The sequence below is a fragment of the Solimonas variicoloris DSM 15731 genome, from assembly GCF_000382285.1.
GTDB classification, from domain to species: Bacteria; Pseudomonadota; Gammaproteobacteria; order Nevskiales; family Nevskiaceae; genus Solimonas; species Solimonas variicoloris.
Map to the genome: position 1 here is coordinate 20,054 of NZ_KB907927.1, position 12,608 is coordinate 32,661.

Here is a 12,608-nt window from a genome sequence, read left to right on the forward strand (position 1 = left end):
CCGGCGCGGCGGGGCTCAGCGCAGCGGCAGCACGACGCCGACGCGGGCGCCGCCGAGCGGCGAGCGTTCGAGCAGCAGGCGGCCGCCGTAGGCCTGCACGATCTCGCTGACCGAGGCCAGGCCGATGCCCTGGCCGGGCTGGCGCGTATCGGCGCGCGCGCCGCGCTCCAGCAATTGCTCCGGAGCTTCGGGAAAGCCGGGGCCGTCGTCGTCGATGTCGAGCCGGCAGAATTTTTTGTCGACCTGCGCCGACAGGCGCACCTGGCGGTGGCCGTACTTGGCAGCGTTGTCGAGCAGATTGCCGAGCAGTTCGTAGAGGTCGCCCTGATCGGCGCGCAGCTTCAGCGTCGTGTCGAGCGCATTGTCGAAGCGGATCTGGCGATCGCCGTAGACCTTGGCGAGCGCCGCGATCAGCTTGTCGGCGAGCGGCTTGAGCTGGACCGGCTCGGTCAGCGTGCGGCTGCCGGCGGCGGCGGCGCGCCGCAGCTGGTGATCGACGATGTGCTGCATGCGGCCGACCTGCTCGTGCAGCTGCTGGCGCTGCGCAACCGGGATCTCGGCCTCGCTGCTGATGCCGCGCAGCACCGCCAGCGGCGTCTTCAGTGTATGCGCGAGGTCGCCGAGCGCATTGCGGTAGCGCGTCTGCTGGCTGCGCTCGCTGACGATCATCGCGTTGAGGTCGCGCGTCAGCGGCTTGAGTTCGTCCGGGTAGGACCCTTCGATCTCCGTCTGCACGCCCGATTCGATGCGATGCAGCTCGCGACCGAGGCGGCGCAGCGGCGCTAGGCTCCAGCGCAGGATCAGCAGCAGGATCGCCACCAGGGTGAGCGCCGTGCCGCCGAGCCAGGCCCACAGCGTGCGCCGGAAGATCTGCAGCTGGCGGTCGAAGGCGCTGGTGTCGTCGATCACGCTGACCGTGTACTGGCGCGGCTCGTCGCTTTCGGAATCGATCCAGCGCAGACCGAAGCTCAGGCGGAACGCGTCCGGTTTGGCCAGGCGCTGGAAATGCCACTCGCCGACCTTGAGATGCGCCGGCGGCGGCACGTCGAGCGAGCGCGACGAGCTCCAGACCATGACGCCGATCTCGTTGAAAAGCGCTGCCTGCAGGCCGGACAGCGGTTCGCGCAGCCGGCGATCGGGAACCGCGTCGAGGGCGATCGTCAGCTCGCCGTCGGCGGTCGTCGAGGCGGCGCCGAGCAGGGCGTAGATCAAGCCTTCGAGCTTGTCCTGCTGGGCCTGCAGCAGCGAGCTCTCGAACGCTTTCTCGAGCGCCAGGCCGCCGAGGCCGACGAACGCGAACAGCACGATCGCCGTCGACAGCAGCAGCCGCGCCCGCAGCGAGGTGACATGCGGGCGACGCACGGCTCGGGCTTTCAGGCGCGCGGCAGGTCCCACCGGTAGCCTGCGCCGCGCAGCGTCGTGATCGGGTTGTACTGGCTGTCCGGATCCAGCTTGGCGCGCAGGCGACGGATGAAGACCTCGATGACGTTGCTGTCGCGCTCCTCGTCCTCGGTGTAGAGGTGCTCGGTCAGCTCGCTCTTGGAGATCACCTTGCCGGCGTGCGTCAGCAGATATTCGAGCACGCGGAACTCGTAGCTGGTTAGATCGACCGGCTTGCCGTCGACCAGCACCGACTTGGCGCTGGTATCGACCGCGTACGGGCCGGAGTTCAGCGTTGCCTGTGCCCAGCCGCCGACGCGGCGCACCAGCGCGCGCACGCGCGCGATCAGCTCTTCCTTGTGGAACGGCTTGACGAGGTAGTCGTCGGCACCGGCCTCCAGGCCTTCGACCTTGCTTTGCCAGCCGTCGCGCGCGGTCAGGATCAGGATCGGATACTTGCGGCCGGCCTTGCGCACGCGGCGGATCAGCTCGATGCCGGGCAGGCCGGGCAGGCCGAGGTCGATGATGGCGACGTCGGCCGGATATTCCTCGGCCATGTAGGCGCCGTTGTCGCCGTCGGCGGCAACGTCGACGGCGAAGCCTTCGTCGCCGAGAAAGCGGGCGACCTGCTCGCGCAGATCCGGATCATCTTCAATCACGAGGGCACGCATGCCATTTCTCCCTGCTGCTGCATGTGTTCGAGGTGGGGCGGGCGGCGGCGCCGCTCACGGGTCGACCTGGTAGATCCGCACTTCGCCGTCCCGCAGGAGCTTGACGCGGTAGCCGGCGCCGTCCGGCTGCACCGCGAGCACGCGGCCACCATGGCGGCGCTGGATCTCGCGCGCGGCTTCGTCCGGCGTGAACGACGGTCGCGCGTCGCGCTGGCTCGGCAGCAGCGACGTCGGCGGCGCCAGTTCCGGACGCTCCCGTTCCGCGCCCGCCGGGCGCGCACCAGCGGCACCGGCGTGCAGCAGCACACCGCTGAGCACGCAGGCGGCGAGGGTCCGGGAGAAGTGCATCGCGGGAATTTACTGATCGGCGTCCGGCACGTCCACGCGGGCGGCGCCGGGCGCCCGCGCGGCGCCGCCGCGGCGCTGCCGCCGCGGGCCTGTCCGGCAGCCGCTGGCGGCGATCGACGACTGATCCATGGACGTGCCTCCGCTGAGGCCAGGGAGCCCGTCATTGCGGGCCGATGCGCGAAGCCTAGCCGGAGAAACTGAATTCGCCCTTAATTTTTCGCGTTATTTCAGCGACTTCTTGCGCGTTCTACTGTTGTGCGGTGGTCGCGAAGCGCTTCAGCGTGGCCGGCGAGAAGTAGGCCGGCTCCGCCTCCCAGTCGTACTCGATCAGCTTGCGCTCCTCGTTCGTCATGTTGATGACGACGTAGCGTCGCGACTGCAGGTCGTAATGGACCTGCACGCCGTTGACGACGACCGGCACGTTGGCGAACGCGATCGAATGCGACTCCGCGGTGCGCCAGAACTGGTCGCGTTCGTCGTAGATGTCCTGCGCGTGGACGATCCACGAATCCTCGTCGAGATAGAACACGCGCTTCTTGTAGCGATGCGCGAAGCCCGGCTTGACGCTGGCCTCGATGACCCACACGCGGTGCAGCTCGTAGCGCGCGAGGTCCTGATTGATGTGGCCGCGGGTGACGATGTCCTTGTACTTCAGTTTGGGGTCGTAGAGCTTGTAGCTGTTGTACGGAATCAGCATTTCCTTCTTGCCGAGCAGCTTGATCGTGTAGCGGTCGAGCGGACCGTTGAACATGTCGAGCTGGTCATGCGTCATCAGGCCGTCGAACAGCGGGTTGTCGTAGCCGACTTCGCCGATGCGGCGCGCGCGGCCGACGGTGTTGTTGTAGACCCAGACGTTGGTCTGGTTGGCGATGCGGTCGATCGGCACGTGCAGCAGGTGCGCTTCGCCGGCCAGGTTCGGCGGCGCGATCGTCTTCTGGAACGCATACAGGTTCATGCCCTTGATCGAATCCGGCGTCGCCGTCGGGTCGTTGTACATGAACGCCAGCTCGACGTAGTCGCGCTGCACCACGAAGCTGCCGTCGGCAGCAGTCGCCGCGGAATTCAGATAGCCGCGGAAGCCGCGCGTGTTGTAGCGCATGATGTGGTTCCACATCACTTCCGTGCCGTTCTTCGGGATCGGGAACGGATAGCCCTGTGCCGCGCAGCAGAAGCCGTAGCCGCTGTCGGTCAGTTCGACGGCGCTCGCATTCTTCTTCGTCGCGTCGTAGAACCATTGCGGATACGAGGCGCTGCGATGCGTCGGGTAGACGATCATCTTGTAGTCGGGGAAGGTCTTGAACAGCGCCTTGTAGCCTTCCGTAAGCATTCCCTCGTACTGCGCGGCGTTCTGCGCCGTGATCGTGTACAGCGGCTTGTCCGACGCATAAGGATTGCTGCCGCGCGGCATGTCGGCCTTCGGCAGGCCGCCGCTCCATTTCGGAATCGTGCCCTGGGCGTTGCCGGCGGTCTCGGCGCCGAGCGGCGTCAGCTCGTGGCCGAGCCGGGCCGCCTCGTCGGCACCGACCTTGGCCGGCGCAGGGCCGGCCAGCAGGATGCAGAGCGCAGCGGCGAGCGGGGCAATGCCTTTTTTCATTTTGCTTTCCTCGCCGCGCCTGCGGCGGTCTCCTGGCTCGATCGTAGGGCTTTCAGGCTTGGACCGCCGCCGGCGGTGCCGGGTTCTGGCGCCGGCCGAGCGCCAGCCAGGCGAGCGCCGGCAGCAGCAGAATGGCGCCGAGCAGATTGGTGCTGAACATGAACAGCAGCAGCAGGCCCATGTCAGCCTGGAACTGCAGCCCCGAGAACAGCCAGGTGAAGACGCTCAGCAGTAGCGAGGCCGAAGTGAACACCACGGCCTTGCCGGTATGGCGCAAGGCCTCGTAGTACGCATCGCGCAGCGCGGTGCCGGCTTCGAGATGACGTGCGAACACGCTCCACAGGTAGATGCTGTAGTCGACGCCGATGCCGACGCCGAATGCCGCGACCGGCAGCGTCGCCGGCTTCATGCCGATGCCGAGCATCGCCATCAGGCCGTAGGTCAGCAGCGAACACAGCACCAGCGGCGTGAGGATGCACAGTACGGCGACGCCGCTGCGGAAGCTCAGCCAGGCGAACAGCGCCAGCGTGGCGTGGACCCAGATGATGACGAGCAGTTCGCGCGCGCGGATTTCCTCGTTGGTCGCCGCCCACACGCCGACGTTGCCGGACGCCAGCTGGAAGTCGACGCCGCTGCCGGCGTTGGCCTTGTTGAACGCGTTCACGGCATCGACGACGCGATCGATGGTTTCGGCGCGATGGTCGCGCGTGAACACCAGCACCGGCATGACGCTGCAGTCCGGATTGGCGAGGCCGAGCTGGCTCGGGATCGGCGAGACCAGCTGCGACAGATCCTGGTTGCGCGGCAGCACGCGCCATTTCGGCGCGCCCTCGAACCAGCCGGCGCGCACCTGCTTGGCGATCTGCGGCAGCGACAGCACCGACTGCACGCTGTCGGTGTTCTGCAGATGCCAGGCGAGGCGGTCGACGACTTCCATCTTGTGCGGATCGACGCAGCCGTACGGGCCGGCCACCGACAGCACCTTGAGCACGTCGACGCCGATCGCGAAGTTGTGGCCGATTTCCCGCGAATCGACGTTGTAGCGGCTGTCCGGGCGCAGCTCCGGCACGCCGGCCTGGCGGTCGCCGACGATCAGCTTCGGGTACATCCACAGCGCCCAGGCCAGCGCGGCGAGGGCGAGCAGCAGGGCCGGTACCGCGGCGCGCGCGGTCGCGAAGACCGACAGGCGCTGCCAGAGGTGGTCGGAGACCGCGACCCGGGCCCGCTGCCGGGCACGGAAGCGGGCGACGTCGTCGACACGCACCCAGGACAGCACGATCGGCAGCATGAACTTGTTGGTGACGATCACCGCCGCCATGCCCATCGCCGCGTTGAGCGCCATCTCGCGCACGATCTCGATCTGGATGAAGGCCAGCGTCGCGAAGCCGATCACGTCGGTCAGGATCGCGACGGTGCCGGGAATGAACAGCTGGCGGAAGGTCGCGACCGAGGCGTGGTAGGAGTCGAGGCCGTTGACGGCGACCTCGAAACGCCAGGCGTTGACGTACTGCACGCCGTGCGAGACGCCGATCGCCAGGATCAGGAACGGCACCAGGATCGCGAACGGATCGAGGCCGAAGCCGGCGAAGTGCAGCAGGCCCAGCTCCCAGATCACCGCGGTCAGCGCCGCGAACAGCGGCAGCAGCGCCAGTCGCCAGCTGCCGCAGAAGATCCACAGCAGGAAGAAGGTCGCCAGCAGCGCGACCGCGAAGAAGGCGATGACCTCGTAGCTGGCGTCGCCGACGTCGCCGACCACCTTGGCGAAGCCGATGATGCGGATGTCGACGGCATCGCTCTGGTAGCGCGCGCGGATCGCTTCGAGCTGGCGGGCGACCTCGCGGTAATCGAGCTTGGCGCCGCTCGAAGGATCGTGCTCGAGCAGTTCGGCGACGACCAGCGCGCCGCGCTGGTCGAGCGACACCAGACGGCCGATCAGGCCGGCCTTGCCGACGTTGGCGCGAATGCGCGCCAGCATCGCCGGCGTCGGCTGGTAGTCGCGCGGCACCACGTCGCCGGATTCGAAGCCGCCCTCGACGTTCTCCAGGTAGCGCACGCCGGGCGTGAACAGCGAGGTGACGCGCGAGCGGTCGACGCCCGGCAGGAAGAAGACGTCGTCGGTGACCTTGCGCAGGGTGTCGAGAAAGCCGGGCTCGTAGATGTCGCCCGCCGCGCCGGGCTTGCGCATCACGGCGATCGACACGAGATTGGCGCCGCCGAAGGCCTGCTCGTAGCGCTTGAACACCTGCATGTACGGGTGGTCGAGCGGAATCTGCTTCTCGAAGCCGGCGTCCGGCTGCAGCTGCAGCGCCAGCCACGCCATCCAGATCGTGAAGCCGAGCAGCACGCCGAATGTCAGCCAGCGCCGCGCATAGATGAGCGGTTCGACGAAGCGCAGTACGCGTCCGGCGTATTGACCCACCGTGCTCCTCCCGACGTTCTTGGTTTGACGCGGCGATCCTGTCCGCGTGCGCTCGATTGTCGGCGCGCGCCGCCCGCGCCGACAAGCGCCGTGCCGGCAGCCGGCTGTGGCGACGGCGTCAGCCGCCGCGGCGGCTCAGATGCTGCGCGCGAGCTGCAGCAGCTCGTCGGACTTGGCGTAGGCGCGAAACAGGGTGCGCGCGAGCACGGCGAGGATGCCGCGCATCTCCTCGCTGCTGTAATGCCGCAGCGGCACCACGCAGGCTTCGATCAGGGCGATCACGGCGCGCGCCATCTCGTCGGCGTCGCCGCCGAGTTCCAGCAGCTTGCGCTCGCTGGCCTGCGCCAGGGCCTGGCGCAGCGTGTCGACCGAGGCGGCTTCGAACGCGCGCTGCGCGGCGGTCAGCGCCGCGGTTTCCGGGCGCGACGGGATCAGCCAGTAGCCGGCGACGCCCTTGTCGACGCGCGGATCCTGCAGCAACTTCTGCAGGCCGCTGAAGATATGCAGGATCGCGCGCACCGGATCGGTTTCGGTGCGCATCGGCGTGAACACGTACTGGTCGAAGATCGCGTGCAGGCGCTTCAGGCAGTCGAGGTACAGCGCTTCCTTGCCCTTGAAGTGCCAGTACAGCGCGCCTTTCGACAGCTTGGCAGCCTTGGCGATATCGCCGATCGAGACGCCCTCGTAGCCGTAGCGGCCGAACAGCTCGAAGGCGTGTTCTTCGATGGCTTTCAGCGTGTCGAACTGTTCGTGGGCGGGTTTGCGCGGCATGGCGGTGGATCTGGGGCGCGCGGATTGTCGGCGAAACCGCCATCGCATGCCAGCGCCGCCACCGCGACCGCACGCGGCGGCGGCCGTTCGCAACCTCAGGCCGTGCGCCGGTAACCGAGCAGACGAGCCGGCAGGAACAGCAGCGCGCCGATCAGCGCGAACGTCGCGCCGACACCGATGCCGAGCAGGCGCAGCGGCAGCGAGATCAGCCAGACCAGCGGCGCCAGCAGCAGCGCAAGCAGGGCCAGCGGCCAGCACAGCGCCAGCAGCAGGCACCAGCCGACGAACAGGAGCAGGGCGTTCATGGTGCGCTCCGGATTCAGGCTTCGAGATTCTTGAACTGGCGGCGCAGCTCGAGCTCTTCCTGCGTCACGCAGGCTTCGATCTGTTGCAGGCGCCGCTCCAGTTTCTCGAAGCGGGCTTTGGCTTCGTTCGCCGAGACCCCGGCGCCGTTGCGGTCGCCGCCGGAGCCCGACGGCGCCGGACGGTCGCCGCCGTCGGCCGGGCGCGGGCGGCCGTAGTCGGCCGGCGCGTCGGCGGGGTCCATCAGGTACCACAGCGCCAGATAGACGATGCCGACCGGGAAGAAGCCGCTGAACAGCAGTGCGAGGATCACCAGCACGCGGATCAGCTTGACGCTCCAGCCGAAGTAGTCGGCGATGCCGGCGCAGACGCCGGCGACCCAGCCTTCGCCGGGATAGCGGCGCATCGACGCCAGCATGCCGTCGGAGTTGCGCGGGGCTTTAGTGTTGGTCATGGTGCTTCTGTCTCCAGCCGGGTGCCTCCACGTCGAGCAGGCGCTCGAGCGTGTCGATGCGTTTTTCCAGTCGGTCCGCCAGCTCGACGAGTTCCCCGCCGGCGACCGTCTTGTGCTGCAGTTCGAGTTCGCGGCGCCGCGAGATGGCGCGGAACACCAGCAGCGGGATGACGATGAAGATGCCCGTGACGGCGATCAGCGGGATCAAGTTCTCGAAGAAAGTTTCCACCCCTTACTCCTGCGCGTTGTCTTTGTTCGCCGGCGCGTTCTGGCCGACCTTGGCGCGCAATCTTGCCAGCTCGTCATCGAGCTTGTCGTCGGCGAGACGGGCGAATTCGTCACGCAGGCGATCGGCGCCCAGATCGTAGGCGTCGACGCGCGATTCGAGCTCGTCGGCGGCGCGCTCGGCCTGATCGAGCGCGGCCCGGGTCGCCGCCGAGCGTTTGTCGTCCATCTGCTCGCGCAGCTTGATGCGCGAACTGGCCGACTGGCTGCGCAGATTGATGTTCTTCTGCCGCTGGCGGGCTTCCGAGAGCTTGCCGCGCAGCTTGCCGATGTCTTCGTCGAGCTTGCCGATCTCGGTCTCGACGTGCGCGAGCTCGCGGCCCGCCTCGTCGAGGCGTTCGCCGGCGCGGCGCTTGGCGGTGAGCGCGCCGCGCGCCAGATCCTCGCGCTCCTTGCGGATCGCCAGTTCGGCCTTGGCCTCCCAGTCGGCGGCTTCCGCGCGCAGCGTGTCGATTGCCCGCTGCAGCTCTTTCTTGCGCGCCAGGAAGCGCACCGCGGTCGAGCGGACTTCCACGAGCGTGTCCTCCATCTCCTGGATGATCAGACGCGCCATCTTTTCCGGATCCTCGGCCTTGTTGAGCAAGGCGCCCAGATTCGAATCAATGACGTCCCGTGTTCTGGAAAAAATTCCCATCCATCAATCCTCGAAAACCGCCGTGCTCCGGCAGCGTATCGTGTCGCAGGGCCTCAGCGGCGCGCGATCACCATCAGCGTCGGCACTTCGATCGACACTGGCGGCAGCATGGCCTGCAGGTTGGTCAGTACATTGTCCCGCACTTCGCGCCGGCTTTGGCGCAGGCTGCGCTGCAGCTGCGCGTCGACGCTGTCGGCGGCGACGTGCTGCGACGCGGCGGCGACTTCGACGTGCTTGACGTGCGCGGCATAGCCATTGATGCCGCCGAAAGTGGCGACGGTCATGGCGATGGCGGCAGCGGCGCCGGCGAGATGCATTTGAATGTTCATGTCAGTTCCCCTTGGGTTTGGTGTTGGCGACGGGAGAAATAACGCCAGCTCCGTGCCATCTCGTTGTCGATATTCAAGCTATTGATATTTAATAGATTAAAATCGGAAGGTCGGCGCGATGCGGATCGTCTGTTGGCATCTGGCGCCGCCAGTTGGCGATATTCGCCAACATCGAGCACAATGGCGCAATGGAGCTCCGCGACAGTCCCGATCCGATCCTCGGCCAGGCCGATAACTTCCTGGCGGTGCTGGAAAAAGTCTCACGGGTCGCGCCGCTGTCGAAGCCGGTGCTGATCATCGGCGAGCGCGGCTCGGGCAAGGAGCTGATCGCCGCCCGTCTGCACTATCTGTCGGAGCGCTGGGCGCGGCCGTACGTGAAATTCAACTGCGCGGCGCTCAACGAGGAGCTGCTCGAATCGGAGCTGTTCGGCCATGTCGCCGGCGCCTACACCGGCGCCGCCAAGGCCCGCATCGGGCGCTTCGAGCTCGCCAACAACGGTTCGATCTTTCTCGACGAGCTGGCTTCGATGTCGCTGCGCCTGCAGGAGAAGCTGCTGCGCGTCGTCGAGTACGGCGAGTTCGAGCGCGTCGGCTCCAGCGAGACGGTCAAGGTCAATCTGCGTCTGATCGGCGCCGCCAACGTCGATCTGCCGGCGATGGCACGCGCCGGCAGGTTCCGCGAGGACCTGCTCGACCGCCTTTCGTTCGACGTCATCACCGTGCCGCCGCTGCGCGAGCGCCGCGAGGACATCCCGCTGCTCGCACAGAAATTCGCCGAGGGCATGGCCCGCGAGCTCGGGCGCGAGTACTTCGCCGGCTTCGCGCCGGCAGCCGAGCGCGCCCTGCTCGAATACGAATGGCCGGGCAACGTCCGCGAACTGCGCAACGTCATCGAGCGCGCCGTCTACCGGCTCGAGAACGAGCGGCGTGTCGTCGAGCGCATCGAGTTCGATCCCTTCGCCTCGCCGTACCGGCCGCGGGCGATGGCCGCGCAGCTGCCGGCCGCGGCGCCGGCCGCCGCCGCGCGCGCGTCCGAAGCGGCGCCGGCGCCGGCGCTTGCCGCCGAGGCCGCGCCGGGCCTGCCGCTGGCCTTCGAGGAGGCGGTCGCCGTCTTCGAGACGCGCCTGCTGCGTCAGGCGCTCGAAGAGGCGCGCTACAACCAGCGCAAGGCGGCCGAGCTGCTGCAGCTGACCTACCACCAGTTCCGCGGACTGTTGCGTAAGTACAAGCTGCTCGATGCCGAGTAGGAATTTGCCGACATCGCGCGCGGCGGGCTTGCCGGCCGGCGATGCTGGCACGGAATTGGCACACGAAAATCCCAGGGATTGCGGCAACGACGCCGCGCCGGTGCCTCCGGCTCCAGATCCCTGATCCGTTGGGTTTCGATCGCAGGACAAGGGCGTCCGCTGCGCAACAGGCAGCCGACGCCTTTTTCGTTTGCGGGCAGGCGTCGGTCGGATGCAGGGAAGGACAGACACCGGGGAAGATGGAGATGCGTACGCTGGATGAAGCCGAACCGTCGTGGGACAAGCGAGCTGCCGCCATGAACCGGCCGGCCGCCAGCCTGCGCGTGGTGCTCGTCGACGACGACGGCGCGCGCGCCGCGTTCGTGACGCAGGCGCTGCGCGCCGCCGGCCACGATGTGGTGGCACGCCTCTCCGCCAACGAGGACCTGCTCGCCGCCGTGCGGCGCGTGCGTCCGGACGTGATCCTCGTCGACATGGACAACCCGGCGCGCGACGTGCTCGATAACTGTGCGGCAGTGACCCAACAAGTGCCGCGTCCGATCATTTTCTTCGCCCGCGACTCCGATCCGGACACGATCTCGCGCGCGGTGCGCGCCGGCGTCTCCGCCTACATCGTCGACGGCATGGCGGCACATCGACTGAAGCCGATCCTCGATGTCGCGATCGCGCGTTTCCACGAACACCAGAAGCTGCGCAACGAACTCGACGAAATGCGCACGCGTCTGGCCGACCGCCGCGACGTCGAGCGTGCCAAGGCGCTGCTGGTGCGCCTGCGCAAGCTCGACGAAGCGCAGGCCTACACGCTGCTGCGCAAGAGCGCGATGGCGCGCCGCATCACCATCGGCGAGGCCGCACGCACCGTGCTCGCCGCCGCCGAACTGCTCGATGCCGGCCAGGAACCGCTGGGCGGTGCCGCGCCGGAGGAGTCTTCATGAATCTGGTTCTGCCGTTTCGTCCCGAGATCAGCCACCTCACGGTCGGCTACATGCCGCTGCTCGATTCGGCGCCGCTGCTGTGGGCGGCGCACCGCGGCTATTTCCGCGCCGCCGGCCTCGACGTCGAACTGGTCCGCGAGGTTTCGTGGGCGAGCCTGCGCGACCGCCTCGCGTACGGTGCGCTCGACGCCGCACAGTGCCTGGCGCCGATGCCGGTCGCGGCGACGCTCGGCGCCGACGGCGTCGGCGTGCCGATGGTCACCGGCCTGTGCCTTTCGCAGGGCGGCTCGGCGATCACTTTCTCGCGCACGATGGCCGATCGCATCGGCCTGCGCAGCGGCATGAGCGTGGTCGACAGCGCTGCCGCCGTCGCCCAGTACGTGCGTGGCGGCGGGCGCCTGCGTCTCGCGCACGTGTTCGCGTTCTCGATGCACCACTACCTGCTGCGCGACTGGCTCGCGCTCGGCGGTCTCGACAGCGACGTGCCCGGCATCGAATTCACCGTCGCGCCGCCGCCGCAGATGGTGCGCCTGCTCGAAAGCGGCGCGGTCGACGGCTTCTGCGTCGGCGAGCCGTGGAACACGGCTGCGGTCAAGGGCGGGCTCGGCTTCGTGGTGACGCCGACCAGCAACATCTGGGACGGCGGCGCCGAGAAAGTGCTCGGCGTCACCCGCGAGTGGGCGCAGCAGTTCCCGCACACGCATCGTGCGCTGCTGGCCGCGGTGATGGCAGCGCTGCAGGAACTGTCCAGCCGCGACGTCACCCGCGAGCTCGCCGCGCTGCTGCACCGCCTGCAGGTGCTGGCGGTGCCGGATTCCTGGGTCGAGGCGGTGCTGCGCGGCCAGGGCGTCGGCGCCGCGCCGCGCTTCACCAGCGGCCTGCAGGCATTTCCGCGCCGCTCGCAGCTGATGTGGTGCGCGCTGCAGATGCTGCGCTGGCGGCAGTGGAGCCGGCCGCTGAGCCTCGCCCAGCTGACCGCGTCGGTCTGTGACGTCGCCGCGTTCTGCGACGCCGCGGCGACGCTCGATCTGCCGCTGCCGCTCGTCGATTCGATCCGCGAGGGAGCCGGTGCGGTCGCGCTCGGCGCCGACGGCGCGACCGTCGAATCGCGCTTCATCGACGGCGGCGAACTCGACCCGGCCGACCCGGCCGCGTATCTGGCCGCGCGCGGCTGGAACCGCGAGGCGGCGCGCGCCGCGGTCGCCGGTTGAGGTGCGGGCGCCGGATGCGCGGCGCCC

Annotated in this window: 14 protein-coding genes; 3 read left to right on the forward strand and 11 right to left on the reverse strand. The window is 68.3% G+C overall.

Going from position 1 to position 12,608, the window contains the following annotated elements:
- Positions 1-15 precede the first annotated feature (15 nt).
- The 11 genes from H149_RS0104770 to H149_RS0104825 all read right to left on the reverse strand — a co-directional run bounded on the left by H149_RS0104770 (position 16) and on the right by H149_RS0104825 (position 9,188).
- Positions 16-1,362, reverse strand: a complete 1,347-nt coding sequence (locus H149_RS0104770) for an ATP-binding protein (RefSeq protein WP_020648597.1) — start codon at positions 1,360-1,362, stop codon at positions 16-18.
- An 11-nt stretch (positions 1,363-1,373) separates the two neighbouring features.
- Positions 1,374-2,051 carry a response regulator transcription factor gene (locus H149_RS0104775; protein WP_020648598.1) on the reverse strand — a complete coding sequence of 226 codons (678 nt, stop codon included), beginning with the start codon at positions 2,049-2,051 and terminating at the stop codon, positions 1,374-1,376.
- Positions 2,052-2,105: 54 nt separating this feature from the next.
- Positions 2,106-2,399, reverse strand: a complete 294-nt coding sequence (locus tag H149_RS19730) for a hypothetical protein (RefSeq protein WP_020648599.1) — start codon at positions 2,397-2,399, stop codon at positions 2,106-2,108.
- 247 nt (positions 2,400-2,646) lie between these two features.
- Positions 2,647-3,993: a DUF1329 domain-containing protein gene (locus tag H149_RS0104790; RefSeq protein WP_020648601.1), complete on the reverse strand. Its 1,347-nt coding sequence runs from the start codon at positions 3,991-3,993 to the stop codon at positions 2,647-2,649.
- Positions 3,994-4,045: 52 nt separating this feature from the next.
- Positions 4,046-6,412 carry an efflux RND transporter permease subunit gene (locus H149_RS0104795; RefSeq protein ID WP_020648602.1) on the reverse strand — a complete coding sequence of 789 codons (2,367 nt, stop codon included), beginning with the start codon at positions 6,410-6,412 and terminating at the stop codon, positions 4,046-4,048.
- 135 nt (positions 6,413-6,547) lie between these two features.
- Entirely contained in the window at positions 6,548-7,183 is a 636-nt protein-coding gene (locus H149_RS0104800) for a TetR/AcrR family transcriptional regulator (protein ID WP_020648603.1), read from the reverse strand.
- A 95-nt stretch (positions 7,184-7,278) separates the two neighbouring features.
- A complete protein-coding gene (locus tag H149_RS0104805) occupies positions 7,279-7,488 on the reverse strand; it encodes a hypothetical protein (protein ID WP_020648604.1) in 210 nt (69 codons plus the stop codon).
- A 14-nt stretch (positions 7,489-7,502) separates the two neighbouring features.
- The gene (locus H149_RS0104810; RefSeq protein WP_083930811.1) at positions 7,503-7,940 is read right to left on the reverse strand and encodes a PspC domain-containing protein; all 438 of its coding nucleotides are present in this window, start codon (positions 7,938-7,940) and stop codon (positions 7,503-7,505) included.
- On the reverse strand, positions 7,927-8,169 hold the full coding sequence (gene pspB, locus H149_RS0104815; RefSeq protein WP_026352862.1) for an envelope stress response membrane protein PspB: 243 nt from the start codon (positions 8,167-8,169) through the stop codon (positions 7,927-7,929). Before pspB ends, H149_RS0104810 begins: the two co-directional genes overlap by 14 nt.
- Before the next feature lie 3 nt (positions 8,170-8,172).
- On the reverse strand, positions 8,173-8,859 hold the full coding sequence (gene pspA / locus H149_RS0104820; RefSeq protein ID WP_026352863.1) for a phage shock protein PspA: 687 nt from the start codon (positions 8,857-8,859) through the stop codon (positions 8,173-8,175).
- Positions 8,860-8,912: 53 nt separating this feature from the next.
- Positions 8,913-9,188, reverse strand: coding sequence for a hypothetical protein (locus tag H149_RS0104825; protein ID WP_020648608.1), 276 nt, complete (start codon positions 9,186-9,188; stop codon positions 8,913-8,915).
- 188 nt (positions 9,189-9,376) lie between these two features.
- Between H149_RS0104825 and pspF the strand changes: the two genes are divergently transcribed.
- From pspF to H149_RS19735, 3 genes are read left to right on the forward strand one after another with little or no spacing between them, the layout of a single operon-like run.
- Positions 9,377-10,435: a phage shock protein operon transcriptional activator gene (gene pspF / locus H149_RS0104830; RefSeq protein ID WP_020648609.1), complete on the forward strand. Its 1,059-nt coding sequence runs from the start codon at positions 9,377-9,379 to the stop codon at positions 10,433-10,435.
- A gap of 41 nt (positions 10,436-10,476) precedes the next feature.
- On the forward strand, positions 10,477-11,370 hold the full coding sequence (locus tag H149_RS0104835; protein ID WP_245540465.1) for an ANTAR domain-containing response regulator: 894 nt from the start codon (positions 10,477-10,479) through the stop codon (positions 11,368-11,370).
- Positions 11,367-12,581 carry a CmpA/NrtA family ABC transporter substrate-binding protein gene (locus H149_RS19735; protein ID WP_020648611.1) on the forward strand — a complete coding sequence of 405 codons (1,215 nt, stop codon included), beginning with the start codon at positions 11,367-11,369 and terminating at the stop codon, positions 12,579-12,581. The genes H149_RS0104835 and H149_RS19735 overlap by 4 nt, the downstream gene beginning before the upstream one ends.
- Positions 12,582-12,608: the final 27 nt, after the last annotated feature.